Annotated in this window: 29 protein-coding genes; 24 read left to right on the top strand and 5 right to left on the bottom strand. The window is 41.3% G+C overall.

Going from position 1 to position 26801, the window contains the following annotated elements:
- Nucleotides 1-21: 21 nt before the first annotated feature.
- Nucleotides 22-351, bottom strand: coding sequence for a hypothetical protein (locus IZT61_RS04410; RefSeq protein ID WP_196099983.1), 330 nt, complete (start codon nt 349-351; stop codon nt 22-24).
- 7 nt (nt 352-358) lie between these two features.
- On the bottom strand, nt 359-970 hold the full coding sequence (locus IZT61_RS04405; protein ID WP_196099982.1) for a hypothetical protein: 612 nt from the start codon (nt 968-970) through the stop codon (nt 359-361).
- A gap of 42 nt (nt 971-1012) precedes the next feature.
- On the opposite strand from IZT61_RS04405, the gene IZT61_RS04400 reads away from it, so the two are divergent.
- From IZT61_RS04400 to IZT61_RS04300, 21 genes are all read left to right on the top strand, one after another.
- Complete coding sequence (locus IZT61_RS04400; RefSeq protein ID WP_230383845.1) at nt 1013-1693, top strand: hypothetical protein; 681 nt, start codon at nt 1013-1015, stop codon at nt 1691-1693.
- Nucleotides 1690-2463 carry a hypothetical protein gene (locus IZT61_RS04395; protein ID WP_196099981.1) on the top strand — a complete coding sequence of 258 codons (774 nt, stop codon included), beginning with the start codon at nt 1690-1692 and terminating at the stop codon, nt 2461-2463. Before IZT61_RS04400 ends, IZT61_RS04395 begins: the two co-directional genes overlap by 4 nt.
- A 3-nt stretch (nt 2464-2466) precedes the next feature.
- Nucleotides 2467-3594: a plasmid transfer protein gene (locus IZT61_RS04390; protein WP_196099980.1), complete on the top strand. Its 1128-nt coding sequence runs from the start codon at nt 2467-2469 to the stop codon at nt 3592-3594.
- 1 nt (nt 3595) lies between these two features.
- Nucleotides 3596-4222 carry a conjugative transposon protein TraK gene (gene traK / locus IZT61_RS04385; RefSeq protein ID WP_317193181.1) on the top strand — a complete coding sequence of 209 codons (627 nt, stop codon included), beginning with the start codon at nt 3596-3598 and terminating at the stop codon, nt 4220-4222.
- On the top strand, nt 4219-4608 hold the full coding sequence (locus IZT61_RS04380; RefSeq protein ID WP_196099979.1) for a hypothetical protein: 390 nt from the start codon (nt 4219-4221) through the stop codon (nt 4606-4608). The genes traK and IZT61_RS04380 overlap by 4 nt, the downstream gene beginning before the upstream one ends.
- 3 nt (nt 4609-4611) lie before the next feature.
- On the top strand, nt 4612-5838 hold the full coding sequence (traM, locus tag IZT61_RS04375) for a conjugative transposon protein TraM (RefSeq protein ID WP_196099978.1): 1227 nt from the start codon (nt 4612-4614) through the stop codon (nt 5836-5838).
- Nucleotides 5839-5843: 5 nt separating this feature from the next.
- On the top strand, nt 5844-6683 hold the full coding sequence (locus IZT61_RS04370; RefSeq protein WP_196099977.1) for a DUF4138 domain-containing protein: 840 nt from the start codon (nt 5844-5846) through the stop codon (nt 6681-6683).
- A 9-nt stretch (nt 6684-6692) separates the two neighbouring features.
- Nucleotides 6693-7442, top strand: coding sequence for a YWFCY domain-containing protein (locus tag IZT61_RS04365; protein ID WP_196099976.1), 750 nt, complete (start codon nt 6693-6695; stop codon nt 7440-7442).
- 585 nt (nt 7443-8027) lie between these two features.
- The gene (gene ltrA, locus IZT61_RS04360) at nt 8028-9695 is read left to right on the top strand and encodes a group II intron reverse transcriptase/maturase (RefSeq protein WP_196099975.1); all 1668 of its coding nucleotides are present in this window, start codon (nt 8028-8030) and stop codon (nt 9693-9695) included.
- 38 nt (nt 9696-9733) lie between these two features.
- Nucleotides 9734-11116 carry a type IV secretory system conjugative DNA transfer family protein gene (locus IZT61_RS04355; protein ID WP_230383844.1) on the top strand — a complete coding sequence of 461 codons (1383 nt, stop codon included), beginning with the start codon at nt 9734-9736 and terminating at the stop codon, nt 11114-11116.
- Nucleotides 11117-11146: 30 nt separating this feature from the next.
- Complete coding sequence (locus IZT61_RS04350; protein WP_196099974.1) at nt 11147-11569, top strand: hypothetical protein; 423 nt, start codon at nt 11147-11149, stop codon at nt 11567-11569.
- A gap of 79 nt (nt 11570-11648) precedes the next feature.
- Entirely contained in the window at nt 11649-12176 is a 528-nt protein-coding gene (locus tag IZT61_RS04345; RefSeq protein ID WP_196099973.1) for a M23 family metallopeptidase, read from the top strand.
- Nucleotides 12169-13383 carry an ArdC family protein gene (locus IZT61_RS04340; protein ID WP_196099972.1) on the top strand — a complete coding sequence of 405 codons (1215 nt, stop codon included), beginning with the start codon at nt 12169-12171 and terminating at the stop codon, nt 13381-13383. Before IZT61_RS04345 ends, IZT61_RS04340 begins: the two co-directional genes overlap by 8 nt.
- 9 nt (nt 13384-13392) lie before the next feature.
- Nucleotides 13393-14193: a DUF4099 domain-containing protein gene (locus tag IZT61_RS04335; protein ID WP_196099971.1), complete on the top strand. Its 801-nt coding sequence runs from the start codon at nt 13393-13395 to the stop codon at nt 14191-14193.
- A gap of 463 nt (nt 14194-14656) precedes the next feature.
- Nucleotides 14657-14974 (top strand): hypothetical protein, encoded by a 318-nt coding sequence (locus IZT61_RS04330; protein WP_196099970.1) that lies wholly within the window; start codon nt 14657-14659, stop codon nt 14972-14974.
- A gap of 15 nt (nt 14975-14989) precedes the next feature.
- Nucleotides 14990-15853: a hypothetical protein gene (locus IZT61_RS04325; RefSeq protein WP_196099969.1), complete on the top strand. Its 864-nt coding sequence runs from the start codon at nt 14990-14992 to the stop codon at nt 15851-15853.
- Between the two features lie 23 nt (nt 15854-15876).
- Nucleotides 15877-16077, top strand: coding sequence for a hypothetical protein (locus tag IZT61_RS04320; protein WP_196099968.1), 201 nt, complete (start codon nt 15877-15879; stop codon nt 16075-16077).
- A gap of 608 nt (nt 16078-16685) precedes the next feature.
- Entirely contained in the window at nt 16686-17360 is a 675-nt protein-coding gene (locus IZT61_RS04315; protein ID WP_196099967.1) for a hypothetical protein, read from the top strand.
- Between the two features lie 10 nt (nt 17361-17370).
- Nucleotides 17371-18060: a hypothetical protein gene (locus tag IZT61_RS04310; RefSeq protein WP_196099966.1), complete on the top strand. Its 690-nt coding sequence runs from the start codon at nt 17371-17373 to the stop codon at nt 18058-18060.
- A gap of 189 nt (nt 18061-18249) precedes the next feature.
- Nucleotides 18250-19260: a HipA domain-containing protein gene (locus tag IZT61_RS04305; protein WP_196099965.1), complete on the top strand. Its 1011-nt coding sequence runs from the start codon at nt 18250-18252 to the stop codon at nt 19258-19260.
- Between the two features lies 1 nt (nt 19261).
- Nucleotides 19262-19666 carry a HipA N-terminal domain-containing protein gene (locus IZT61_RS04300; protein WP_196099964.1) on the top strand — a complete coding sequence of 135 codons (405 nt, stop codon included), beginning with the start codon at nt 19262-19264 and terminating at the stop codon, nt 19664-19666.
- A gap of 446 nt (nt 19667-20112) precedes the next feature.
- On the opposite strand, the gene IZT61_RS04295 is transcribed toward IZT61_RS04300, so the two are convergent.
- On the bottom strand, nt 20113-21846 hold the full coding sequence (locus tag IZT61_RS04295) for a recombinase family protein (protein WP_196099963.1): 1734 nt from the start codon (nt 21844-21846) through the stop codon (nt 20113-20115).
- 447 nt (nt 21847-22293) lie between these two features.
- Nucleotides 22294-22875, bottom strand: a complete 582-nt coding sequence (locus IZT61_RS04290) for a Crp/Fnr family transcriptional regulator (RefSeq protein ID WP_196099962.1) — start codon at nt 22873-22875, stop codon at nt 22294-22296.
- A gap of 171 nt (nt 22876-23046) precedes the next feature.
- Between IZT61_RS04290 and IZT61_RS04285 the strand changes: the two genes are divergently transcribed.
- The 3 genes from IZT61_RS04285 to IZT61_RS22540 all read left to right on the top strand — a co-directional run bounded on the left by IZT61_RS04285 (nt 23047) and on the right by IZT61_RS22540 (nt 24986).
- A complete protein-coding gene (locus IZT61_RS04285; protein ID WP_196099961.1) occupies nt 23047-24114 on the top strand; it encodes an SDR family oxidoreductase in 1068 nt (355 codons plus the stop codon).
- Nucleotides 24115-24369: 255 nt separating this feature from the next.
- A complete protein-coding gene (locus tag IZT61_RS04280) occupies nt 24370-24615 on the top strand; it encodes a hypothetical protein (RefSeq protein ID WP_230383843.1) in 246 nt (81 codons plus the stop codon).
- Between the two features lie 2 nt (nt 24616-24617).
- Nucleotides 24618-24986, top strand: a complete 369-nt coding sequence (locus IZT61_RS22540; RefSeq protein WP_196099959.1) for a type II toxin-antitoxin system VapC family toxin — start codon at nt 24618-24620, stop codon at nt 24984-24986.
- Nucleotides 24987-25572: 586 nt separating this feature from the next.
- Here the strand turns inward: IZT61_RS22540 and IZT61_RS04270 are convergent.
- Nucleotides 25573-26799: a M14 family metallopeptidase gene (locus IZT61_RS04270; protein WP_196099958.1), complete on the bottom strand. Its 1227-nt coding sequence runs from the start codon at nt 26797-26799 to the stop codon at nt 25573-25575.
- Between the last annotated feature and the right edge of the window lie 2 nt (nt 26800-26801).

Here is a 26801-nt window from a genome sequence, read left to right as displayed (position 1 = left end):
AGGATTTACTTTAATATGAATCTACAGCTTTATTTTAATAATCAGATAGACAATTGTCAGCAGCCAGCCTATCGATAGAATAGCAATCACAAGTTTAAGTCTCTTTTCCTTTCTTCTAAGAATCATATTCAGAGCGAATAGTCGCTCTTGATAATTCTCTTTTCGTGAAGTTGGCCTAGGCATATCTAGATCATCAGATGACTGCTGTAATAATTTGTCAAAAGACATTCCAGATGAATAAGATGTTTCGAATGTTATGTTCGACCTATGTTCCATTCTTACCGCTGAAGGCACAGGTTTATCTGAACCTGAATTAATTTCGTCGTTCTGCTCTATGTCGCTGTCGCTCATTTCTTGATTAATGTTTGAGAGGCTTATTTTCTTTTTGGCCTATTATTTCAACCTTAAGTGATTTTTCAGGCTGTTGTGCCGGATTTATCTTAATTGCACAGAACATAATAAATACCATGATACCAAGTGCGTAGGATAAGCCGATAAACATCTTAGAGGCGTGAAAATCAGCTGCTCTTTCGTCATTTACTGTAGTATTGTTTTTATTACATTTTCTATACCATTCAATGATAAAATCATCAAAATCCTCATTAAAAGAATTGTTATTGCCTTGGGCCGAATTGATAATATGCCAGTTTAAAAGTTTTTGATAGTCATCAAAAACGGTTTCGCTACTTGGAAATGAACTATACTTCCGTTTTCGTTTAAAGAAAACCCTAAACAGGAAAAACATACTGATAACTGAACTAAATAATAGGGGGAAAATTATAAAGGGTTTTGCTGTATTAAACCAGGTAGTTTGGTTGCTCTCTGTAACAATAAAATATATGCCAGTTATAATAAAGGCTAAGAGAGAAATTGGCAGGTTGATGACATTATCATAATATCTTTTCCGCTCATTCTCATACTCGTATTTCTCTTTGAGTATATCGATCAGTGCGTCTTTTCTTTGGTTCATGCTGATTGCGTTGTCCAAATATAAAGAAATAATAAACAATATATGTTGAACAAAATCTTTAAACAAGCCGTCTTCGCCGTTGGATTTATGCTAAATTCTATCTTCTGTTTTGGACAGCGGATTATCTTCGATCGCGGGCATTTTAATATCGTCAATGAAAACGGCGCAGTTCGCCTGGCAGCTGAGAACACCTATGGCAGTTATTTGAATACGATCAACAACCGCCTTTCGGACATTAACCTCAACCTGGGCGCTATGGTAATGGTACAGTCTTTAATCCTATCTTCTTTAAGAGAAGTTGACGAGGGCCTTAAAAGTGCAATCGCAGTTAAGCAGATCAGCTCGCTAGTTGCCGAGATTTCATCGGAAAGTGCCGGGATGATCGCTATAGCCAAATCAGATCCCCATCTACTGCTTTTTGCAGAAGATATTTCCAGACAGGTAAAGGACCGGGGCATAAGCCTTTTTTCACAGGTCTCTGCTTTTGTGCTCAAAGAGGGGGAGGACGTTTTGATGGATTTTGAAAAGCGGGATGCGCTGCTTAAGAAAATTGCGCTGGAATTACGGGTGATCCGCGCGCTGATATTCAGCATGAAAAAATCCATGTACTGGGCAAAAATGAACGGGGTCTTCCGTTCGCTTAATCCTTATCAGGGCTTTATCGATCAGGATCTGCGCCTCAGCAATGATATTTTATTCAAATCAAAATTTTTAAAACCATGAAAAAATCTTTTTTGCTTCTTTTGCTCTGTTTGCTCTCATGGGTAGTGGGCGCTCAGAAGAAGATTACCGACAAACACATCACCTACCAGCAGGAACGCATGGTCTTCAAGCAATGGGATGCGGATAAATTCACGCCTAACCCAGGTTTTCTGGGGCTTAATCCGCAGTATTGGATTACATGGGCACTTCACCCGAATTATCCCAAAACGGATTTAAGGCCACTGGGCCCGCTCGGACCACAAACGCAGCGACTGATGCTGGCAGCTGCCATGCAGAACACCGATAATATCTATAAACTGCATGCCGATACCCTGCGCAATACCGCTTTGAGCGAGGCTTCCACTTATTCTTCGGATCTGGCATTTGCGGACCCTCTGTGGCTGATGTATTATCGCAATGAGTTTGATAGCTTATTAAACCAGGCGGATGCTGACATGCTTTCCGGCCTTTCGCCCACTGAAAAACAGTATATGATCTCTTCAGGTTTGCTGGAATGGTACACCGAAGAAAGCCGTGCACTTCTTGAAAGGCTCGAAATCGCGAGGTCAACGACCGTAGACCGGGGATCAAGGATAATGGCCTATCACAGGATGCTATCTGAATTCAGGAAACTCTCGGCAAGTTGGGAAACTAAGAAATCCAGGGCAAAAACCTATCTCGCTATCCGCTCATCTGCCCAGAAGTTACGGGCCGGTGAAGTTCCAAGACCAGCATCACCAAAGAGCGATATCCAGATTGCCAACGATATTCTTAAAAAATCAAAACTGTAAACCATGTATATTTTAAATATGATGACCGGCACTGCCGGTTTTTTCGTGCAGGCGGTGCCCGATTCGTTCAAGGACACTTTTAATTTTCTTCAGGGGAACGGCGTGTATGAAGAGGGGATGATGCACTTTTTGCATGAGATGAAAAGTACGATCTGGACTCATTATGATGCCTTTATTGCAGATGCACAGGCACTGGCGGCAATTTTTATGCTCATCTTTTTTGCCATCAAGAGCTATGAAATGATTTCTGGTGATAAACAGCTTGAAATTATGCCGCTACTCCGTCCGTTCGGTCTGACCATGGTGATTTTATGGTGGAGCATCTTTACCCGGGTCCTTGCCTATCCGACCGATGTGGTTGAGCAGAAGACCTCGGCGATGTTCGATGGCAGCCAGGCAGAGATCAATGACCTCAGGCTCCAGCGGGCGAAGCTCATGGTAGAGGTTTCCGATCAGCTCTATAAAATTCAGGCCGAGACGCAGACAGCAAAGACAGAAGCGGATACCTGGTATGAAAATGCATGGGAATCTGTAAAGTCTTCGGTAAAGGAAGGCTTTTCTGAGGTCTGGAACCCGATCGTTGAAATGAGAAACCGGCTGGAGGTGGGGCTGCAGCTTTTAGCTACCTCACTTTTAGAAACGCTTGCGATTTGGATACTCAGGATCTGTACCTATATTATTTTTATTATCCAGATCATCTTTTCCACGATACTCATCATTCTAGGCCCCTTTTCAGTCGCTGTATCTATTCTGCCGGCTTTCAGGGACTCCTTTTCAACCTGGGTCGCCAGGTTTATCTCGGTTAACCTGTACTCAGGTATTGCGTATCTGGTGATGTATGTAGCTTCCCTTTTCCAGCACTATGCGCTCGAAGCAGAAATTACCCGGTATCAGGAACTCGTTGGGACAGGCGGGGCGAGCCTTGAAAAACTGGGCTGGTTTGCAAGTAACGGGGTTCTTTCCTTTGGGATGGTGATCGTAACCTTTATCATCGGGGCGCTTACCATGCTCACCGTGCCGAGCATTTCAACATGGATAGTGTCTACCTCGGGCGTATCTTCGGCGGCCAGTTCCATGGGAAGAGGCGCATCAAGCATGACCAGGGCTGCAGGACACATGATGGGAGGATAGGATGATGATGATAAAAAGTATCGAATCCAAGATCCGTCTTGCTACCTTCCTCTCCCTTGGGAGTTTTGTGCTCTGTTTTGCTATAGTGGCTACTGTTTCGTTTTTTGCTTATGGCTATGTCAGGGATTCCAGAAAGAGTATTTATATCCTTGACCCATCGGGCACACCGATCCTTGCAAAACAGACCGATGTGCAATTAAACAGAGCTGCAGAATACCGCGCACATATCGCAAAATTTCATTCCCTTTTCTTTTCCCTTGTGCCCGATGAGAAGTTTATCGAATACCAGATGAAGCAGGCCATGTACCTGGTGGATGAAAGCGGTGCCCTTCAGTACAATAACCTGAAAGAAAAAGGTTTTTTCTCTTCCATCCTCTCTTCATCTGCTGTACTCACGCTCCGTACCGATTCTATTTTTCTGGATGAAAAACGAATGTATTTCCGCTACTATGGTACCCAGAAGATAGACAGAAGAAGCTCCAGCGTAACCCGTTCACTGATCACTGAAGGAAGTCTTATCGATCTTGAAATCAGATCGGACAATAATCCCCATGCGGTGCTGATTACCAGATGGAAGACATTAGAGAACAGGGATATTTCAACAACAGAAAAAAATGCATTCCAATGAAAAAGATAACCGTGTTTTCAGCACTCCAAAATGAGTTCTCTGGTCTAATCGGGCAGATCTCCTCCTCCTTATCCGGATTCTTTAAAAGATATCCCAGGCCTGTTTTTTCTCTTATGGTCATACTGCTGGGCATTTCTACCCTTTTATGCTTTACGCTCCTGAGAATGGAATCTAAGAAAGCCCCGCAAGAGAAAAAAGCACTGTTAAAGGTGGAAAGCGGTCTCAATAAAATAGGAACAACCGTTAGCAGGCTTCGAAGGACTCTGGAAATCAGGGAAGCGCTGAAAGTTTTATTGACCAAGGACACCCTTAGCACTCAGGATAGTTTGCTTATGGCCGGTATGATCACTGAACTTGAGCGGGCCAGCCACGAGAAAAATAATTAAAATATGAAAAAAATAGATGTCAAAAAGCCGCGGTATGCGCTTCCCATGATCTGTTTGCCTTTTCTTTTGCTTTTCTTTTATGTTTATAAAAGCAGTTTTGGAAAAGAAGGTAAATTGGTGGTAGGAAAAGATTCACTGCAGACCAATGTGGCGAATGTTTCCCAACAGGTGAGGAGCCAGGAGCTTTCGGGAAAGCTGGATGCCTTTAGGAACAAATTCAAACAGGCGGATGGATATACCGCTGTAGGGAGTATTGGCGAGGAAAACCAGGAGCAAGCGCAGGTAAACTCATCCTACAGTGAAAGGGAGAAACGGATGCTTGACTCCATTGATCTGGTAATGAAGAAAAAGTATGGTTTGGCAGCTCAACAGGGAAATGTTGTCAGCAGTTATCCTTCAGCCGGAAAGGACTATGTAAGGTCCCGAAACCCTAGCAGATCTGAGCAGGATCTGGCCCTCGCCTTAGCATTATCAAAGATCAAACAGCAGGAAAGCGGTGAGAAAAGGGAGGTCAGTAATTCTGCTAATTCATCCGACCCCATGCAGCTCTTCCGGGCACAGATGGCCCTTGTGGACAGCATGGGAAAAGCGAACGATCCCGCGGAAATGGAAAGGCGGGAGAAAGAGCGTTCCCTAAAAGCGGCAGAAGCCGAGGCCAAGAGCAAAAAAAGTATGCCTGTCAAAAGGGCGTCCGGTAATTCGACCAGATTTAATACTATAGTATCAGGAGACGCCCATCGTCCGATTTCTGCGATCATTGATCAGGATGTCACCGGTTTTTCGGGATCACGCCTACGCATCAGATTAACTGATGATATCCTGGTCGGGAAGTTCCTAATCCGTAAAGGAACCTATTTGTATGCTACTATATCCGGCTTTTCTGCCCAAAGGGTATCACTGGTAATTTCTTCAGTATTTTACGGCGGGGAAATACTGCCGGTAAATCTTCAGGTCTATGATAACGACGGGATGGCCGGGATCTATGTTCCATCATCCGCTTTCCGCGAATTTACCAGGGATATGAGCAGTTCAGGTACTGGTGGGATTACCATTCAGCAGATGGAAGAAAACAACAACCAGCTGGTGATGGGCGTGCTTTCCAAAATGTTCCAGTCTACCACAACAGCGGTAAATAAGCTGATCAGGTCTAATAAGGTCAAGGTAAAATACAATACCCAGGTTCATCTCATCGATCCTGAAGAGCTAAAAAGAAAACAACAATCCTATTAAATTTTATGAAAAAAATATTGTTCCTTGCTCAAATATTTTTGAGCGCACTTTCGCTCTATGCGCAGGTGCCAAATGCGGTTGCCCTTACCGAAATTCCGGTGATCGGGATATCCGGATCAGTTTCGCTCCACTTCATCTCACCCGAGAAAATTTCCTATGTGGACCTTTCCAGCAGCTCGCTCATAGGCGATCTCCCGGAAAAGAACGTTCTACGGATAAAGGCGGTACCTGACTCTATTGCCGCTCTTTCCTCCAGCGGTGATGGTGGCCTTGTGACCATTGTTGGAGAGACCTTTATTGCGCAATACAGGATCTGCTTTTTACCGCCTTCATGCCCGCAGCAGATTTCTTCTATGGTAGATATCATCCCATCGCAGATGCGGCCACTGGATATTTCCGGGATTGGATTATCACAGAACGAAATGAAGAGCAATGCACTTTCCCTGTTAAAGGGGCGCGGAAAAAGTCCGGTAAGGAAGGCCTCTGGTTTTGGGATATCGCTGGTGGTAAACCAGGTTTTTACCCTTAGCGATTGTATTCTTTTGGACCTGAGTTTCACCAACTCCACCAATCTTATATTTGAGGTAGATGAGCTCCGTTTTAAGATAGAGGACAGAAAGGTAAATAAATCAACCAATGTTCAGTCTGTAGAAATAAAGCCTGTTTTTCAGCTCTATCCCTTTGAAAGGTTTACAAAATCTTATCGGAACATCTATGTAATCAAAAAGGCCACATTCCCAGGTGACAAGGTATTCAATATTGAACTTTCCGAAAAGCAGATTTCAGGAAGAAACCTTCGTCTTTCCTTACACTACGCTGATATCCTGAGCGCCAATACCTTTTAAGAGTTACTTATGGAAGAAAGCAAGGAACAACAGAGCCTGCACCGCTTCTTACAATTTGCTATTTATCTGCTCCTTTTGCTAGACGTTCTTATGTTCATTTATGCACCTAAGCTGCTAACCGAAGCCGGCGTGGAGAAAATTGGACTCAGCAGGTTTTTGCTCGGAATGTCGCGTATTATTATTTATCAGCACCCGCTCTACAGCCGGTTTTTCTCCCTATTGCTGATTTCGCTGGTATCGATCGGAACACTGAGCAAAAAAGACAAAGATCTCGATACCAGAAAAGCAATCATTTATCCGCTCTTTTCGGGACTGGCCTTACTGGCCATGAGCATCTTCGTTTTTGGAGAAGAGGGGAATGCAGTTTTTTACCTGACCAGCTGGCCAGATGTCGGCTATATCTCTCTTTTGCTAATCGGGACGATTCTGGTGCACATCGCAATGGACAATGTTTCCAAGATTATCAGCTCTTCTTTAGGCAAGGATAAATGGAATACCGAGGAAGAATCCTTTATGCAGGCAAAAAAGCCGGTTAAAGGACCATTTGCTATTAGTATTCCCTCACTGTTTTATTATCGCAAGAGGGTGCATCAGGGTTTTATTAACATCGAAAACATCTTTCGCGGCACACTTTTGATCGGAACGCCCGGCTCGGGAAAAAGTTTTGGGGTCGTTATGCCCTTCATCCGGCAGCTTACCGCTAAGGAATTTTGTATCTGCTGTTACGATTTTAAGTTTGTGCGAAACGAGGCTGTGTAAGTAATTGTTCAACGGAGATTGAACCTATTGTGTCGTCAATAGTAGCCTAAGGGCACATGCATTACGAGTAATTGTTTTGTGTGAAGCTGCCCTGACAAAGTAACCCTTTCACCGGCAGGTGAAGAAGTTGATGCCGTGAGGTGGAAACAACGACGGTAAGCATTATGCTGTCTGGGGGCGAGGCTGAAGGTATGGTCAACGAAAGTGAACTATCATTAAAAGGTCGTTAAATCGAGCAAGCCAAACAATGCTGATAGGCTTGAACCAAAAGGTGACGCAGTTGGATAATCTCTGGGATTTTGGGATTACACGAACAACAGAACTGCCGGCGTAGAGATAGGACCTAACCCTTCGTTGTTACTTACACGGAACGTTGTAAGCCCGTATCATTCCTGCGGATGCAGGAAAGCCGACTGTAAGGAAGGCCGATAGTGGTGCGGGTATGGGATTACAGAGAAAGCGAATGCCATTTTGTAATGAAATGGATAGGAGTTTAAACGTCACTCCACACGAAAGTGGGCAGACTTCTGTATATGGTAATTATTTTACAAGAAACTTTTAGAACTTTTTAAAGGAGGAAAGCAAATGAACGTAAGTAAAACAGCGTGTGCGCCTACTGACAAAGAGCTCAGCAATTGGAACAACATTGATTGGGACAAATGCAAGAATGGAGTTGGAAAGCTACAAGCACGTATTGTAAAAGCTCAGAAAGAAAGTAAACATGGTAAGGTAAAATCCTTACAATGGGTACTAACACACTCTTATTACGCCAAAGCTTTGGCTGTGAAAAGAGTAACCTCTAACAAGGGGAAAAACACAGCAGGTGTTGACAAGGTAACTTGGGATTCGCCTGTTGAAAGATTAAAGGCTATTGCTGATCTGAAAAGAAAAGGTTACAATCCACAGCCTTTAAGACGGGTACATATTGAAAAAAGCAATGGGAAATTACGCCCTCTGGGCATTCCGACGATGAAAGATAGAGCAATGCAGGCTTTATATCTCATGGCATTGGAGCCGGTAGCAGAAACGAAGGCAGATAAACACTCTTATGGTTTCAGAAGAGAACGCTGCACGATGGATGCTATCACACAGTGTCACACACTTTTGGGTAAAGAGAAACTCTCCCCGAAATGGGTTATGGAAGGAGATATTAAAGGTTGTTTTGATCACATCAGCCACCAATGGCTATTGGAGAACATCCCAATGGACAAAACCATGTTAAAAAAGTGGCTTAAATGTGGTTTCATCTTTAAGGATGAGCTGTTTCCAACAGAGGAAGGAACCCCTCAGGGAGGTATCATATCACCAACGCTTGCCAACATGACTCTTGATGGTTTAGAAACCGTGCTGCTGGATAAATTCCAACGCACTACAGTAAGTGGCAAATCATATTACCCAGCCGTAAGGTTGGTAAGGTATGCTGATGATTTTATTATCACAGGAAAAACGCAGGAAGCACTGGAAAAAGAGGTTAAGCCTGTGGTTGTTGAATTCTTAAAACAAAGAGGATTAATCCTTTCTGAAGAAAAGACCAAGATAACCCATATAGACGAAGGCTTCGATTTCCTGGGTTTCAATGTCCGCAGATTTAAACATGTGGTACTTACAAGACCATCAAAGAGTGGCATGAAGAAATTCCTATTAAAGATAAAGGACATTATTAAGTCCAATCAATCTACGAGACAGGATTCACTTATACGCATGCTAAACCCTGTTATTACTGGCTGGGGCAACTACTATAAACATAGCGTTGCCTCGGATATATTTCAGAACTGCGATCACTTGATCTTTCAAAAAATATGGTCATGGTGTAATCGTCGCCATTCCGCTAACAAGGGAAGGAAATGGGTTAAACAAAAGTACTTTCAAAAGATCGGCAATCGAGACTGGTGTTTTACTTGGAAGGAGAATGAAAATGAGGATAAAAACTATCTGACATTGAAACATCTTTCCAATATAAACATAACCAGGAATGTCAAGATCCACGGAAGTGCAAACCCCTTCGACCCTACATGGACGTACTATTTTGAAAAGCGTGAAACGTACAAAATGTTACAGACATTAAAAGGAAAGACGACTCTCCTTAAGTTATGGGAGAAACAGAAACGCACATGCCCTATCTGCGGCAACAAAATTGACAGAGAATTACCTTGGGGCACTACCAAAAGTATTGTCAACAACAAGGCAATTCACGAACTTGTACATGATGGTTGTCGCAGAAGTGTTTACCTTAAAAAGAGGGCTTCTCGATGAGGCCGTCTATGTGAATAGATGGCAATTACTTGAGCCGTATGAGTTGGAAACTCTCACGTACGGTTCTTAGAGGAGAAGGCGGGAGCAATTCCGCTGACTTACTCGACCCCGACCTTGGGCAGATTGCCTACTACCATTATCTGCTTGGCAAAAAGAATGGAAAGCTCTCAGGGTTTGATTTTCATGTCATTAATCTAACTCATGTAGAACGCAGCAGGAGAATAAATGTATTAAGGCCGGATTATATCCTAACACTAGCCGATGCAGGCGAAACGGCGGAAGCCCTGGTAGAAGCGCTTAAGAAAGGAGATAAATCAGGCGGTAGCGATCAGTTTTTTACCCAGAGTGCGGTAAATTTTCTTTCTTCCTGCATCTATTTCTTTTCCCAGTACGAAGGAGGAAAGTATTCGACTTTTCCCCACGTACTCTCATTTTTGAACTGCAGCTATGAGCAGATCTTTTCGGTACTCTTTTCCAATCCTGAGCTCAAGAGCCTGCTCTCTCCCTTTGCTACTGCCTATCAAGCCAAGGCATTCAATCAATTGGAAGGGCAGATCGGAACGCTAAAAGTTTTCATCTCCAGGCTAGCTACAAAGGAAACTTTTTGGGTTTTTTCAGGAGATGATTTCAACTTAAAGATTTCTTCGCACACTGAACCCTCTATGTTAATCCTCGCCAATGATCCCAATACTCAGAATATCAATTCTGCCTGCTATTCTGTAGTGCTCAACAGGCTGACCAGGCTGATCAACTCAAAAGGTAACCGGCCATCAGCATTGATTATTGATGAGCTTCCTACACTGTTTGTCCACCGCATAGAAAACCTGATTGCTACCGCCAGGTCCAATAAGGTTGCCGTACTCATGGGCCTTCAAGAGCTTCCCCAATTCCAGCAGCAGTATGGAAAGGATACGGCAAGCACGATTACCTCAGTAGTTGGGAATGTGCTATCCGGATCGGTAAGAAATAAAGAAACGCTGGAATGGCTTGAGCGTCTATTTGGAAAGGTTAAGCAGCAGTCCGAGAGCCTATCTATTGACAGGACCAAGACCTCGCTTTCACTTTCAGAAAAACTCGAATCACTCATACCCGCCGGTAAAATAGCCTCATTAAAAGCCGGTGAGCTTGTCGGTATGCTGGCAGCAGACGCGGTAGAAGAATACACCGGGAAGTATGAGACCTCGGCTATCAACTGCAGGGTAAATTTGGATATGGAAGTAATAGCTAAAGAGGAAAGCTTTTATCCGGATATGCCAATATACTATGATTTCGCAGGGAAGAAAGAAGAGGTACTGCGTAGAAACTTCATGCGCATCAATAATGAAGTACAGATGCTGGTGACAAAATTCAGAACCGAAAGTGCCGGTCCAAAAAGTAGCGAAACTCCCAAAGCCTCAATGGCGGGCGGTATGAAGCGATAAAAATTTTTTTCATTCTTAAAATCAATTCTTATGGAAGAACTAACCGGAAAGCTTTTGGTGGTACATCCACAGCTGACCACAGATCCTGTTTCCAGGCAGGGCCAAATCGGCGTGATTGCAACAGTGGATCTAAAAAGGGATACCATTAGTGTCGGCTTTGGTGGCGGTCCCATAGGCAAGTATTCATCGGATGCCCTGCTTGTGCTCAGAGATAAAAATGAGCTTTACCAAGATACCATGACCGGGGTAAAGGATATGGATGCTAAGACATTTCACGACTTGCTGGAGCTCAATATGAAACAGGAACGTTCTGGTTTCGGCAACGTCTCTGCCGCAATGAAAATTGCCCTGGATAGTCCGGAGGTCATGAAAAGAAGCATGATCTCCCTGGAAGATTATATTTCCCGAAATCAGATTATGGATATCAGTGAAAATGTTTCTTTTGAGCGTTAGGCTTCTGGCTAGTGCACTTTTCGTTTCTGTCTTCTCTTCTTTATCCGCTTACGCCCAGATCTCCATGCCACTAAATTCGATGAAGGTAAATAGTGCGTTTGGTAAAAGGATCCATCCGGTAACACATGAAAATGACTTCCATCGGGGCATTGATTTGCGCGCGAGGAATGAACCTGTATTTTCTTTTTTTGCTGGAAAGGTATCAGGTGTAGGCTTTAATCCAATTCTGGGAAAGTTCATCAGGATTGATCATTCCGGACTTGAAAGCATATATGGCCACCTTTCGATAATTCTGGTTCAAAGGGGCCAAGTGTTGAATTCCGGGGAGCTGATAGCAGTTACGGGATCTACCGGTAGGGTAACTGGTGAACACCTGCACTTTAGTCTTCGCAGCAATGGAGTCTACATTCACCCGGTAAATTTTATTCTCCGCTACTACCAGGTGGTCAAAATTAATCAAATAAATTTTATGGAAAATTCAGCCTATTTAACCCTCAGGCAAAAGCTGGAACTGCTCGCGATGGTGGAAGAGGTGGAGCTGAACCTGGATGAGGCATGGCTCTACGGAATTGGCTTTGCCGATATGGAGGAAGAGCAAGATGGATAAAAAAGAAGTTCATAAACCCCTGCATGTCCAGGTGGCCGAAAAGGTAATCGATGCACTTCGCCAAGGAACCGCTCCATGGCAGATTCCCTGGGATTCATCTGGCATGCCTTTGTTACTACCTTATAATTTTCAGAGTGGCAATAGGTATAAGGGGATCAATGCATTATCGCTTTTGATGGCAGGCAGGGAAGATCCAAGGTGGATGACCTACAGACAAGCAGAGGAAAGCGGCATGCAGGTCAGAAAGGGAGAAAAATCAATGCTCATACAGTTTGTAAAGACCAAAGATGAACAGCTAAAGCGAGACAGTTCGGGGAAGGTCGTGCACGATGAACTGGGAAAACCGGTTAAGGAAACCAGGGAACTCCCCCATGCCATTATCCGCAATGCTTACGTGTTTAATGCCGCCCAGATCGAGGGCATGCCTAAGCTGGAAAAAGAAAAGCCCGGCAACCAGTGGGAGCCTATTGAACGGGCAGAAAAACTGATCACCTCTTCAGAGGCGGTTGTTCATCATCAGTATTCGGCCAATGCTTTTTATGATCTAAAAAAAGATTCGATCACGCTACCCTACAAGGACTGGTTTTCTGAAAGCGGAAAATATTATGCGACACTGCTTCACGAGCTGGGCCACTGGACCGGGCATCCAGAGCGCCTAAACAGGGAGATGGGCGGCGGATTCGGTGATCCATTGTATGCAAGGGAAGAGCTCAAAGCAGAAATCGCTTCGATGCTCCTAGGTCAGGAACTTGGCATCGGTCATGATCCCGGGCAGCATTACGCCTATGTGGAAAGTTGGATATCGATCTTAAAGAACAATCCCTTCGAAATCTTTTCGGCGGCAATGGATGCCGAGCGCATACTTGGCTATATCATGGATATAGAAAGAAAACAGGAGATCACCAATGAAAAGGTTTCCTTAAATGCAATGCAGCCCGCTCCGGTAAGGACTACCGGATATCTCACCACTGGAGATAAAATCCCATATAACGGTTCTGTCTATGAAGTGATGGGGCACTTAAAACAAGGCAAGCTTAAAATGCAGGAAAGCCTCAATGGCAATGCATTTACCTTAAGCCGGGAAGACAAACTTTATGAAGCCCTTTTATACCTCAAAACTCATGTTGGTGCTGAGTTTCAAAACGAGAAACAGCCTAACGAAATTATGCCGGAAGGAAACCAATCACAACTTGATTTAAACAGATAAAAGGATTTTATGAAAAATTTAATTATTGAAGAAGCGCTGCCGATCGCAGAGCTATCCAGGCTGGGTCTATACGACGGAGCCAGGCACTTACTGGATGAAACGGATCTTTCCGCACTTCTTTCTGGTAGAAGGACATCCTTGGTTAATCTTAAGAACCTGGTCAGCGAGTCTTTCACAATCGATAGTCTTGATGCAAAACTATCCTTAAATACCGATCCAGATAGTCTTCAGCAAATCAAATTGCACCCTATCTACAAAGAGCCAAAACGCTCTGTTGGTTTATCGGATATCGAAACTAATGAGCTGATTTCCGGAGAAGCAAAAAATATTGCAAAAAGCATTGATTTTCCGGGTGGCGGTAGCAAAACCATTGTGTTTGAGTATGATAGAGAGACCAAGGAGTTTATTTCCTATGATCCGGCAGCGGTAGAGATTCCCTTTCAGATCAATGGAGAACAATTAGATACTAACAAAAGAGAAGATTTCGCCCTTGGAAAAATTGTCCAGCTCGCCGATGGGACTATGGTTCAGCACAGGGCCAGTGAACCCCAGGGGATCTTAGCCAGTCGTACAGCTTTAATCCTTACTGTTTTGAAAGATGGAGCCGCAACAAGGTTTTTAATAAAGAATATTTCTCCGATCATGGATGTAAGTATTCACCAGACTCCTTTTTCCCCTGCTTTTGAGACCGCGTTTCTGGAAATGAAGAAAAGTGACGGTTCGCTTTCTGATGAAAAGTTGCAGCAGATGGAACTTATAAACTTCAAAAGTGAATATACAAGGGGATATGGCCATGGTGTATCCAGATAAGAATGGATGTAGACTGGATTGAGCATGGTATTTTTTCTTATTTAATTCCATCTGGACTCCCTCCGGTTAGTATCCTAAATGTCTATGCCTTTTATGACAAAAGGGAGGCATTGAAAGTTTTAGGCGAAGACACAGCAGTTAATGTTCAACATGCCGCCTTGGTCACTGTAGGTTTTCTTCCGCTCCCAGAAAACATACGCGCTATCCGTTCAATGTTTCAGAATGCGAGGTTTAGAACAGCATTCGGTAACGATATGTCAGCAATAGTGCTCTTCTGCAAGATTTCCTTGTGGCTCAAAGGTCTCGATGCAACTTTTCTAATCTTTAATGATAAAGTGATCTTCACTTTCAAGTCATGTGAATTTTCATGTACGGAATCACGCTTTTCACTTAATAGATTTTGCAAGGTCACCGGATTTAGGACCAATGTCAGGCCTTTGAGAATGCGGTAAAATTTAAGACCATGATTCCAGAAATTTTCAAGCAGGATACAAATCTCGATATCCTGGTATTTGGATTTGATGTAAATGTAAACTATGTGTACAACTGGCCCAGCAAAAGAATTGATGAGAAAGAGCCAACCGTCGTGCACCTGGAATTCCGCTCAGATTCCCAGATCATTCCTGGTACCGGATACCGGTCACATTTTCTATTTTCTGCTTTTTTAACCAGGTGCGGATATGGATCGATCCAGGAACTGGCAGTCGCGCTTGGAGAACACCTTGCCATAGAAAATGGCTATGAGCCTCCCCAGGCTGAGCAGCAGCTCAGCTTATTTTAATTAAAACTTATTATTATGAATGAACAAAATTTAGATTACCTAAAAAAGAGCCTGGATTACCTGGGCTTCGGAACAAAGCTCAACGATGTCCTAGAATCCGCAGTTTCTAGGGAACTTCCTGCCTTTACCTTGGGTGTAACGCAAAGTTACACATCTGCCCAAGCCAAAAAGAACCCGGTCTTTGGATCAGACCAAGTAAAATTCATGCTGAATTTCAACCGTTCCAAGCAGAGCGACATGTATTTTCTCAACGATTATGAGGTGACTCTCAACAAGGCCGGGAGCGCTCTCCCGGTTAGACAGGTTTTTGACCTGGAAAGGGACAACCGCATCACAGCCTTGCAGGCATATAAACTGCTCAACGGGAATTCACTGGAACGTGATGTTTACACTAAAACAGAAAACAGTGAAAGCCCGGAAAAGAAAAAAGTATGGTTCAAGCTCAATCTTGACGTGCAGGATGCCTATGGCAACCATCCCCTGAAAAAGTTTTACCCTGAATTCAAGTTCGAGCTATCTGATGTTATCGACAAATATCCTTTCAAGGGTCTCTCAGAAACTGGAAAGGATAGCATGATGAAAATGCTGCGAAGTGGTCATATGGCGCCGGCCGAGATGATGGTAGGTAAGAAAGCCGTTGCTGTACTGGTAACCGCAAATCCCCAGTTTAAGGGACTTGATGTTTATGATAAGAATATGGCTATTATCCGCCAGGATGAAATCTTTCCTAAAAAAGAAGAGCAAAAGGAAAGTAGGGCCTCGGTTGAACAAAGTACTTCCCGAAATAGCGAAATCGATGCCCGCAATACGGAAGAGCAGTTTCCCTGGGAAAACCAGCGAGGTGGTGATGTTTCCCAAAGCGAGGAAATAGGGAGATAATCGCTTTTAACAGCAAAAGAACAATGAGAAAGCTTTTCGCGAAGATAGACCACATCCGGGCGACCGGATGGGTCACCCTTGACCTTAAGAGAGATCATCCGCTTTACGAATTGAATGGCAAGCACTTTCATGTGGAAAGTATGGCCACGCCGGATGTCAAATGCAGGATATCGATCATGATAGAGGGTGAAAAAGTTGATTTTAGCATTGATGAATTGTATTAGAAATTATGACCAGACTGAAATTAAGACCCCCATAGGCTATTATGGGCGTAAACACAAACTGGCAAGACGTATTGTTTCGGCAATTCCGCCGCAGTAAAAGAGCATGGCTGTTTGGCTGATCTCCTCTCAGAGCTTTTTCTCGCTGCTTGAAAGCAGTTGGGGCTGTGATAAAGTAAGTAAATTCAACAGCAAAAAATAAATCCAAAAAAAATCCTTTGTCGAGGAAATGGCTATTAGGCTTCAGAACTGCCAGATTGAATGGGCGGATGAACACTATGTCATTCCAAGCAGAAATACCATTGATAGTTTTTTTATTGTGATCTGCCTTATTAATATTCTGAATGCGGTCACTATGACGGCTATTCTAAGTCTAATTTCGAAGCGCTTTTTTTTTGTTGAGCAAAAAAAGCATAAGTTTTTGCTATCCGAATATCTTTCGCCACAACTTGAACAATATGCAAAAGAGCATGGCTAGCATCAATGGTCAGTAAAGCGGCAGGTTTGGAAAATGCAGAAGGGTGTAAAGCAGAAATACAAGGCAAAGGTCTGAAGCTAATAGCCTAATAAACATCAGGATATAAATGGATGGTTGGAATAAATAGTGAAAAATGGTTGAAAAGGATTTATCCCTGTATCATGGTACCGATCATTTGGATGGTAACCAAATCCAGATTCGCTCAAATATCGGCATTGGTTCAAATGATTTAACTCTTGGTAACGGTTTCTACACGACAACATCAAAGGAAATAGCCCTTTTCTACAGCCATGTAATGATGCGAGAAAAACTTTTTCATCTAGGGCATGATCCCGAAAAAGCACTTACTGGAAAGGTCTATAACGTTTCGTTAGCAAAAGATTTGTACCTGCTTCGCGAAACGGATAAACTCGATGTCGGTGCCGCAGTGAGTGCCATGAAGCATGCAGGGATACAGATATCAGATATTAATATGCTTACTCGCTCTGAACTTGCTTCTTTTCCAGCTGTGGTCGATTTCATCGAAATAGGAGGTTTTCAGTCAATGAATGCTAAGGAGTATCTGACTAGATCAATGGGTTTTGATGGACTCTTCTTTGTTCAAAAGCCATATCTACCTTTGTATCTTGAAGCAGATCATATCGGCGTAAATTGGGAGAGATGCTGGAATAACTGGTGTGTCAGCGCTCCTGCAACAGTTGTAATTTACAATACAGAAAAAATCTGCTCAGTAGAGCGTGTTCATGATGGCGGACAGTCTGGCCTTATTCAGTTGCCTAAAGCATTAGGGGGAAATCTAGACCGCTAAATTATACTATATGTACAATATCAGGGTTTTTAATCCAGGGGCTATGGAACTTTATCATGGTTCTTTAGGACTTATTGGAGACAAAATAAATATACAATCCGGTAAAGGTGTTGGCTGGAACAGGCTCACACTTGGAGATGCATTCTACACATCTTTAAGCGAAGATGCAGCTTGTCTCTTTAGCCATCTTGTGCTCCAGAAATCAAGGTTGATGGGCGAGGAGGCTTTCGGTAATCTTGGTTTTGCAAAAATCTACAAAATATCCTTGAATGCGGATTTCAGCATCTTGGATGCTGATAAAGCTCTGGACGCATCTCGCGTCCGGAGTATTTTACTGCGTGCTGGAGTTTCGAAAAACTACCTTAATTACCGCCAAGATGACCAGATAACTGAGTTTAATAAAGCAGCAGATTTATTGTGTTATGGAACGGATTGGGAAGGGAACAGAAATGAATATCTGACCAAAGAACTGGGCTTTGATGGACTTCTAATAAAAGAAAGTGCTTGGGAAAACTGGGATTATTATCCATCAGATATAGGGGTAAACTGGCAGAGTATTGGTAAAGGTATCGAATGGCCTCCCAAAAGTTTAGCTATTTATACGACAGCCAAAATTTCCGGTTTTGAGCTATTCAGGGACGGAACCCTGGTAAGCTCAAACTTGAATAATAATATAGTGGATCGTCAGGTCTCCCGATAAAAGCCGACCCATTCCTGCTATATCTTTTAAATCATTCACCTCAACAGATAGCTTTTTTATCAGCATAGGCATAGAGGCTCTTTTGGAAGCTTTTAATTCATCAATGATTGTCATTTTTGTTCGCAAGAGGTTATTTGTCAAAAAAAAAAGAAACTATCCCGTATATTTGTAAATAAATTATTTCTTTTAGTGTTCACATCTCTCGATAAATTAAGAAAAGAACGTTCCATGAAATGTTCAGGTTTATTGCTCAATGAGGACGATATTCCGGTCATTAGGGAAAAAGATTATATAGTAGACAACAGACCTCTAGATGGAGATGCACCCAAGCAATTTATACGGCTTTATACCTATCATCCCGATAGTGGAATTCATCGGCGTAATACGAAGACCTGGATTCCTTATATTGCAAAGACAGCAGAAAAGTGGTATCCCCATGAATCTGTAATAGAATACATGATCAACTGTATAGGCGTACAGTTGGGACTGGAGATGAATGAGGTAGCCCTCTACAAAATCAATGGACAGATCAGGTTTCTAAGCAGGTTTTTCCTGAAAAATAATGAGGCACTGGTTCACGGAGCTGAAATTTCCGGGGAATACTTGGAGGATATGACTTTCGCTGAGGAAATAGCAAATGATAGGGCAACTTCCAGAGAACTTTTTACTTTTCAATTTATCGAAAAGGCAATGGCTGCAAAGTTTGGTTCCCATTGTAACAATCTGATAAGAGAGCTTGTCAAAATGATAACATTTGATGCAATTGCAGGAAATAACGATCGACATTTTTATAACTGGGGGGTAATTACCAATATCAAAAAGATCAGTGAGGTTCCCAGATTTGCGCCATTTTATGATTCTGCAAGGGGGTTTCTTTGGAACAGAAGGGATGATTTTATGGTAAACAATCTTCGGGCGATGAATTCCGGGGGGAAGAAAATTGAGCACTATATTGAAAATGCGTGTCCGCGGATCAGTATTGACGGTAACAGTGAAATAAATCATTTCGGCCTTATAAGCTATCTTAAAAACTATAAGGATGAATTTCGCGTTATTATAGCAGATATGGCCTCTGTCGATAATGAAAAAAAAGTAATTGAGATGCTGAGGAAGAATTTTTTTGGATTCTTTATCAGTGAGAGATGCGAATTAATTGAGTATATTGTACAACAACGATTTAAAAAAGTAAGGGGGATTTAATATGTTAAATTATTTAAAACGCTTTTTTTCGAAATCAGGGGAGGAGAATGAATTAGAAGTTCATCTCCCAGAGAATGCCAATGCCACATTTGAACTTAAAGTTAACAAATTGGTAATTGGAACATTGCATTGTGAAAAAGGCATATGGGAATTTAAATATTCCGAAGAGTTTAAAAAACATAAAAATGAATATAATCACATAGCTGGTTTTTCGCAATTGGATAAAGTCTATCAGAACGAAGTCTTGTGGCCATTCTTCCAAACCAGGATTCCGGGTTTAAAGCAGCCGGCGGTGAAAGAGATTATAGAAAAAGAGCATATTAATGCTACAGATGAACTGGAGCTTTTAAAGCGTTTTGGGAAAAAGACGATTTCAAATCCATATGAACTGGATTTGGTTTATTAATAATTAAGCCTATAACATTTAACAATCCGCATGGCCATTTTGGTTTTTGCGGATTTTTTATTTTTAGGCCAGATAGCTGCAATGAGACAGACATACTGAAATCTTGAGGTTTTAATTAGTTTAAAAATCTAATTATGGCTAAAACCAGAAAGAAAATTAGCTTAGTTTTAGAATAAAAAAGAACGACGTAATATGGCAGTTGATAAATGGGTTTATAGATAGCATATCAAACAGTTCTCCACATATTGATAGCCGCTGTATGTGCAGGGTTGCTAGGGAATGATTATAGTGCTTTTGAATGCACAGACCGCCGTACTAGGTTGTGGTAAAACTCCAACTATCGTATGCAACCAAGGCGAATCAATAGATATTGGTATACTCTTTTTTGGAATAATTGACAAAACTGGTTGTCAAAGACGGAAGAGAAGTGAAAAAAGAATTTTCATTTATTCTTCCATAAATTCTGAACTTTCCATTAACCATTTTCTAATAATTATTTTCCTTGCCAGTCTTTTCTTTCTAATTTTCGCTTTTTTTATATTTGTTTTGGGTTCTAGATTTTGGAGCTCTCGCTTCTCTTTTATCAACTCAGCGTAACCGTTAAATTCTGGTACTGTTATGAGTAAATCTCCGATAGCTTTGAGTTTTGAAACAAATGAGCTGTTGATTATGATTGTAGGTTCCTGACAATCTTTTGTATAGTTCTTTCTAATTAAAGTATTAATGTATATCAGAATCTGAACAACTTCGTTAAATTGATTTGAGTGAAACTCTTTTCCGTCAGATATTAATTTAGGTTTTATGATAGTCGAAATTAACAGTCTCTTCCCGCCTATATTTGCGTCTGCGAAAAGGCCGCTTAATTTAGAAAATGATTGAAGGGCGGATTTTGATACGGCCTTTAAGTTTTTCCAGGAAATTTGCTCTGCTTTTATTTCATCCAGCTCAAATTCAAGATGCCTGATCTTTCTGTTAATGGAATTTTTTATTAGCTCATATTCATCAATTTCTAATTGTTTTTCAAGCATTAATTCTCTAGCCTTAATGGCTTTTCTGTTTACTGCTTTTATCTCGGACAACAGCTGTTTTCTTTTTTCGGGTATTGGACCTACCTGACTGGTATGTGCCTTGATCATCATTTTGATGAAAAGTCTTATCACTTCCTTATCTACAAAAACATTTTGGATCTGTTCAATAAACTTTTCATTAGCAAAATTAGCTCTGAATCTCAGACCGCATTTGGAGGTACAATGGTAATAATAAGTTCTTGGTTTTCTTCCTCCTGGAGCGCTGGCGGTTAGCTTTATATTGCATTTACTGCAATATAAAAATCCACGCATTAGTAGTTGCTCCGGTTCTAGGATTCCAATGCCATGAGATTTTGATTTTATTTTCAGTTTTTTTTGAATACTATCAAATTGTTCCTCTGTAATGAGTGGCTGATGTCTTCCAATTACATAATAGGCTTCTTCATTTTGGTATCTCGGGACACTAACTTTACCACAATACATTGGGTTATTGATTATGCAATAAAAGTTACTTTTGCTGCAAACCAAGCCTTTTTTATTTGCTATATGCAATACGTTTTCTGGAGCAAAGTCGTAATTTTCCAAGCAATAAAAAATCCATTTCACTATAGATGCTTCTGGTTCTTTTATTGCCATATACTTTTTCCCCTCCTCGGTTGTTTTGTTTATATAGCCTAAAGGGGCAGGCCCTGTCCATCTACCTTCTTTTTTCGCTCTTCTTAAGCCTGCTTGAGTACTAAGTCCCTTGCGATCATTTTCGATTTCTGGCATTGTAAGATAGATAGCAAGCATTAATTTGTTCTCTGGCACATTGAGATTTAAGGGTTGTTCAACAGCTTGAGCCTCTATGCCTAATTTTTTCAATACGGCTATAGTTTGGTATGCATCACTTGTATTCCTACTAAATCTGTCCCATCTTGTAAATAGTAAAAGGTCGGACTCTTTTTTATTTCTTTTTAAGAATGCTAAGAACTTGTTCCACTCGGGGCGATTGAAGGTTTTTGCGGAGAAATCTTCTATTATGATCTGTCTGATATTAATTTTATTTAGCTCGCAATACTTTTCAAGTATGTGTTTTTGTAGGTTCAACGAGTAGCCTTTTTCAGCCTGCTCATCCGTACTTACTCTTATATATAAATCTGCTATTTTCATTCGCTTCTCTTTTTTTAATTATTTGAAAGTTTTTAATTTATGAAATTGATCCATTTTCAGGATTTTCAAGTTTTTCAAAAAGTGATGCGATTTGAGCGATTTGAGCAATATCAGACTGCGAGAAATGTGTGGTTAGCGACCCGTAGCTGGGGAAAAGAGTCTTTTAAAGATACTTTTCCCCTTTTTTATGTCCTTGTAACGCTTTGTTTTTCAAAAAGGTTATCGCTGCAATCGGATTGATATTTGTGGTTCGATACCCATCTTTGTCATAAATCAACCTTCCAATAAAAATTATCTCTACGAGGTATTTTTTCTCTTCAATCGTGCTGTTTGATAGAGACCAGGAAGAGTACAGAGCGTTTTTATAGCCCTGATCACCAGAGGTTGAATATTGATTTTATCTTTAAATTGCGCTTTAAGTGCTGTTAGCTTGAAATTTAGGCAAATTTATTTTTTGTAAGTAAGATTTCTCTTAATACGGCTCAATGTTTCGGGTGCAATACCTAAATAGGATGCTACCATGTTTTGGGGTATTTTATTGATGATTTCAGGATTAGAATCAAGTAGCTGGATATACTTTTCTTCCGCACTGTGCGTAATAGAGCTCATTAAACGTCGCTCTTTGGTAACCAGGCTGTTTTGAAACAGTATCCTAAAATAGCGGTCCATGATAGGAACTTGGAGCGTTAATGTATCATAATCAGATCTGGAAATCATCAATACCTCCGAATCTTCAATGGCATCTATATAAAACATTGCAGGTACTACAGAAAGGAAACTGTTAAAATCAGAAATCCACCATCCTTCCCAGCCAAAAATACTCATATGTTCGTCGCCTTTTTCATCAACATTATAGCTTCTGAGTAATCCTTTGGCAACGAATGAAAGGTACCTGCATACATCTCCCTCTTGAAGTAAGTACTGCCTCTTGCGTAGTCTTTTCCTTATAAAAAAAGGACTGATCATCTCTTTATCAGTTGCGGTAAGGCTTACCTTTTCTTCAATATGCTTTAAGAGTATTTCGATCATCTTCGGCTTCTTCGCATCAAATATAATTTATTCACTCTTAACAACCATTGCTTAGCTCTAAAAGATTTGATCTAGATTAAGTGTATTTGTTGATTCATATCATTCGGCAGCAGTAGAAGCTAAGCTATTTTTGTTGTATTAAAAATTAACATATCAACAGCAATAAATAAGATGGATAAAATAGCATTAGTAGTAGGCTCTAGTGGCATTATTGGAAGCAATTTGACAGCGCAATTGTTGAGTTCTGGTTGGCAAACCTATGGCCTTGCCAGAAATCCAAATACCGAAAACAGTGGTCTTAATCCCATAGCAGCCGATCTTTTGGATTTGGAAAACCTGAAGTTGGCTTTAAAGGAGGTGAGGCCAACCCATGTATACATCACCACCTGGATGCGGAACGAGACCGAAAAAGAGAATATTAGGGTGAACGGTTTAATGGTTCGGAATATTCTTGATACGCTCTCCCCTAAAGGATCGGTAAAACATGTTGCACTTGTTACAGGACTGAAACATTATTTAGGTCCATTTGACGCTTACGCTAAGGAAGGCTTTTTGCCAGAAACTCCTTTGCGGGAGGAACATTCCAGGTTAGATTTGGAGAACTTCTACTATGCACAAGAAGATGAGGTATATGCTGCCGCTAAAAGGGACGGTTTTACCTGGAGCATCCACCGTCCACATACAGTTATTGGAAAAGTTGTAGGTAATGCCATGAACATGGGGACTACCTTAGCAGTTTATGCCTCAATTTGTAAAGAGGAGGGGCGCCCTTTCGTATGGCCTGGATCTGCTGCACAATGGAATGGCTTGTCTGATGTGACCGATGCAAGACTCCTAGCTAAACACCTGATATGGGCATCAACTACTGATGCCGCAAGAAATGAGGCTTTTAACGTAGTTAACGGTGATGTATTTCGTTGGAGTAGGTTATGGAAACGTATAGCAGCCTATTTTGATGTTGAAGCCGTAGGATATGACACTCAAATTAAACCATTAGAAACAGAAATGGCGAATGATGCAGTAACTTGGCATAAAATTGCCGATAAATACAAACTAAAGGAGAATCAGTTAAGTAGAGTTGCAACTGCTTGGCATACAGATTTAGATCTCGGACGACCGATAGAGGTGATGACCAATATGTCTAAAAGCAGAAAACTTGGTTTTCTTGTTTATCAGGATACTGAAGATACATTTTACGAGCTCTTTGAGCAACTCAAGGAAGCTAAATTAATTCCTTAGGCAAAACTTTCTTAATCGATTAATTTTTCAAAAATTTTTGAAACACCCGGCTAGTTCGATCAATTCGTTCACAAAATGGTTCGAGTTACGTCTCATCAGCCACCCCGAAATTTTTAAAGCAGTTCTGAAAAGAGCTGCTTTTTTTTTAGATTTTCTTTTGTTTGCGATCAGGCACAGCGATTTTGGATCAAGCGGAAAAGTTGTGTGGATTTAAATAATTTCTTTGTATTTTGGTATCTTTGTATTTGTCTCATAATGATTGTTTTGACCATGGAGCTAGTTTTAAAATCAAATAACGAAGAAAGTCTTGCCAAGATTATTGCTTTAGCAAAGCAGTTAAATGTGATTATCGAAAAGAAAGATATTGACTTTAATAATGTAGCCAAGGTTGATCTTAAAAACCGAATACTTAATTTTAATGCTACGGCATCGTCGTCTTTTGGCGATGCGGCTGAATGGCAACAAAGCCAACGCTGTGACCGTGAGTTGCCTTTTTCATAGGTATGGCTTTTCTTTTAGACAGTAATTTGATCATTTATTCGTATTCAAACGAGTACGAATATCTAAGGAAGTTTATCATTGATGGATCGAGCGCAGTATCGGAAATATCCAGGGTCGAAGTGCTCGGTTACCATGCTTTGAAGACAGACGAAGAAGAGTACTTTAAAGATGTCTTTGAATATCTGCCTATTATACTTCCTGATCAAGACATATTTAACAAGGCGATCGAAATTCGAAAAAAATACAATCTTAAATTAGGCGATAGCCTTATTGCTGCTACTGCTTTAATACATAATCTCGAAATTTATACACGCAATTTGAGTGACTTCGAACGAGTCAAAAAATTAAAGTGTATTAATCCCATTCGTTAAGTCAGTTAGTATACATTTAAGAGTGGTTAAAAAACAGAATTTGTAAAATACGGTAGTCTTTTAGCCATACTCAGCACCTTTAGGTCAAGCGGAAAAGTTGTGGAAATGTTTAGGTAATGTATATATCTTCGAAGTCTTTCTTATTTATTTGATTGGAACGAATTAGGAAGGTTGGTCACTGACTGCAAACATTATAAGGCAAAAATATAGCCGACTGTTTATTATACAAAGCCGGGAAGAGTTTTGTGATACTCAAAAAATACAATTATATTTGTGTATCAACACTAATATGGCAGTAAATCAAAAACAGAGACCGAAAGGTGTAAGGTTAAAATGGGCTCCATTGAAAGAGGCGAGAAGCGTCGGCTTTTCTCGTGATTCTGTACAAGGAACTTGGGTTCGGCAGTCATCTAAGCAGAGCCACTCGGGAAAATCATCTGACGGTGTTAGACATTCAGGGAAAGAACAGCCAGGCAAAAATTATCTGATTCCTTGAGATATTACGCACCTCAATTATGGTTCAACACGTTTGTATTGCCCCGAAAAGTAAAAACCGTTTAGTATTTGGCTTTTTTCGTATCCGATTTTACTGGCCTTCCTTCAACAACAACTCCATCATCTTTTCTGCAGCAACCTTGCCCTTTAATTTTAATAGCGGTCGGGGCGTATCGTCGCCAACCTCGTAAGTTAGTGCTTCGGCGTGTAAAACCCGTCCCATCCAGCTTTTAGAAACATTTCCTCCGTTTGGCGATGGTTTAATGTTCGGCTTGAAGTTTGGAATGGCTTCGCTGAAGGCATTCAGCCATCGTGCTGTAAAACCAGGTATATTCGTCTTGTTGGTAGGTTGATCCTCATTGGTGTAAAAAACATCGTAATAAGTTGAATGGAAGTCGATGCCGAAATACACTTTTGCCTGCTGCCGATCTGTTTTTTTCAGCAGGTAATCTCTCACCGATCTGGTTTCTGGCTGTGCAAAGTTCTCCCAATCGCGATTTAAATCTACACCAGCAACGCTATGGCGCCAGTTTCCCTCATCAACTCCATCGGGATTTATTAACGGAATCAGGAGCAGCTGATACTGTTTTCTAAAGTTTTTTGCCAACTCAGTGTCGGCGGTTACCGTTCTAACAAATTCCTGCATGGCCATGTAACCCGTTACTTCGGGCGGATGCTGACGGCTCAATACAACAATCAATCGTTTTGCGTTTGCGCCGATGCTAAGCGCATTAATTTTTTTGCCTAAAATGCTTCGGCCAATCTCTTGTTTTTTAACAAATGGCAACTTGGATAAGCTGTCTTCCCATTTATAGTTATCGTATGCGCTGAGGAGCTCTTGTGCTGCAACCAGGGTAGTATCTGTTGAAACATTGATGTTGAAAGATGCAACCTTTTTATCGCTACTTATTTCAACGTTTGCAACATCTTCCCAGGCTCCGCTGTTTTGCCTTGTTTTAGGATTATACCGATGCGAAGTGCCTTGATATTTGAGGTTGATATACACTTTTTTCTGAGTGCTGCCCCAAACTTTAAATGCAAACCACGGACTAGGATTAATGGGTGCGTTTTCTGGCGCTATTGCAATATTGAAAGTGCTATCATTCTGCTGTGTTATCGAGTTGGCCCGAGCTGCCGCGAAATTATTGCTAAACATCACTTCAGCGTGGTTAAACTGATAGACCTTTTTTTGCTGAAAATTTATTGTGGCTTTTGCTGAATCGGGAGGATTTGAACTGGAAATTAAGTGTTGCGTTTTGCACGAAAACAATACGGTGATGGAGAGTATGCCCAGAAGGATATCTTTTGGTTTATTCACGG

The sequence above is a fragment of the Pedobacter endophyticus genome (assembly GCF_015679185.1).
Taxonomy (GTDB): domain Bacteria; phylum Bacteroidota; class Bacteroidia; order Sphingobacteriales; family Sphingobacteriaceae; genus Pedobacter; species Pedobacter endophyticus.
Note: the sequence above shows the minus strand (reverse complement) of the source record. Positions and strands in the feature narration are given on the sequence as shown.

Bases quoted from the DNA above. Each gene is read 5' to 3' on its own strand.
- IZT61_RS04280 (WP_230383843.1), top strand. From the start codon at position 24,370: ATGATTGTTTTGACCATGGAGCTAGTTTTAAAATCAAATAACGAAGAA.
- IZT61_RS04365 (WP_196099976.1), top strand. From the start codon at position 6,693: ATGGAAGAAAGCAAGGAACAACAGAGCCTGCACCGCTTCTTACAATTT.
- IZT61_RS04405 (WP_196099982.1), bottom strand. From the start codon at position 970: ATGAACCAAAGAAAAGACGCACTGATCGATATACTCAAAGAGAAATAC.
- IZT61_RS04340 (WP_196099972.1), top strand. From the start codon at position 12,169: ATGGATAAAAAAGAAGTTCATAAACCCCTGCATGTCCAGGTGGCCGAA.
- IZT61_RS04300 (WP_196099964.1), top strand. From the start codon at position 19,262: ATGTTAAATTATTTAAAACGCTTTTTTTCGAAATCAGGGGAGGAGAAT.
- IZT61_RS04295 (WP_196099963.1), bottom strand. From the start codon at position 21,846: ATGAAAATAGCAGATTTATATATAAGAGTAAGTACGGATGAGCAGGCT.
- IZT61_RS04335 (WP_196099971.1), top strand. From the start codon at position 13,393: ATGAAAAATTTAATTATTGAAGAAGCGCTGCCGATCGCAGAGCTATCC.
- IZT61_RS04345 (WP_196099973.1), top strand. From the start codon at position 11,649: ATGAAGGTAAATAGTGCGTTTGGTAAAAGGATCCATCCGGTAACACAT.
- IZT61_RS04315 (WP_196099967.1), top strand. From the start codon at position 16,686: ATGGTTGAAAAGGATTTATCCCTGTATCATGGTACCGATCATTTGGAT.
- IZT61_RS04330 (WP_196099970.1), top strand. From the start codon at position 14,657: ATGATTCCAGAAATTTTCAAGCAGGATACAAATCTCGATATCCTGGTA.
- IZT61_RS04325 (WP_196099969.1), top strand. From the start codon at position 14,990: ATGAATGAACAAAATTTAGATTACCTAAAAAAGAGCCTGGATTACCTG.
- IZT61_RS04355 (WP_230383844.1), top strand. From the start codon at position 9,734: ATGAGTTGGAAACTCTCACGTACGGTTCTTAGAGGAGAAGGCGGGAGC.
- ltrA (WP_196099975.1), top strand. From the start codon at position 8,028: ATGAACGTAAGTAAAACAGCGTGTGCGCCTACTGACAAAGAGCTCAGC.
- IZT61_RS04290 (WP_196099962.1), bottom strand. From the start codon at position 22,875: ATGATCGAAATACTCTTAAAGCATATTGAAGAAAAGGTAAGCCTTACC.
- IZT61_RS04390 (WP_196099980.1), top strand. From the start codon at position 2,467: ATGTATATTTTAAATATGATGACCGGCACTGCCGGTTTTTTCGTGCAG.
- IZT61_RS04350 (WP_196099974.1), top strand. From the start codon at position 11,147: ATGGAAGAACTAACCGGAAAGCTTTTGGTGGTACATCCACAGCTGACC.
- IZT61_RS04310 (WP_196099966.1), top strand. From the start codon at position 17,371: ATGTACAATATCAGGGTTTTTAATCCAGGGGCTATGGAACTTTATCAT.
- traM (WP_196099978.1), top strand. From the start codon at position 4,612: ATGAAAAAAATAGATGTCAAAAAGCCGCGGTATGCGCTTCCCATGATC.
- IZT61_RS04395 (WP_196099981.1), top strand. From the start codon at position 1,690: ATGAAAAAATCTTTTTTGCTTCTTTTGCTCTGTTTGCTCTCATGGGTA.
- IZT61_RS04285 (WP_196099961.1), top strand. From the start codon at position 23,047: ATGGATAAAATAGCATTAGTAGTAGGCTCTAGTGGCATTATTGGAAGC.
- IZT61_RS04320 (WP_196099968.1), top strand. From the start codon at position 15,877: ATGAGAAAGCTTTTCGCGAAGATAGACCACATCCGGGCGACCGGATGG.
- IZT61_RS04380 (WP_196099979.1), top strand. From the start codon at position 4,219: ATGAAAAAGATAACCGTGTTTTCAGCACTCCAAAATGAGTTCTCTGGT.
- traK (WP_317193181.1), top strand. From the start codon at position 3,596: ATGATGATGATAAAAAGTATCGAATCCAAGATCCGTCTTGCTACCTTC.
- IZT61_RS22540 (WP_196099959.1), top strand. From the start codon at position 24,618: ATGGCTTTTCTTTTAGACAGTAATTTGATCATTTATTCGTATTCAAAC.
- IZT61_RS04410 (WP_196099983.1), bottom strand. From the start codon at position 351: ATGAGCGACAGCGACATAGAGCAGAACGACGAAATTAATTCAGGTTCA.
- IZT61_RS04370 (WP_196099977.1), top strand. From the start codon at position 5,844: ATGAAAAAAATATTGTTCCTTGCTCAAATATTTTTGAGCGCACTTTCG.
- IZT61_RS04400 (WP_230383845.1), top strand. From the start codon at position 1,013: ATGTTGAACAAAATCTTTAAACAAGCCGTCTTCGCCGTTGGATTTATG.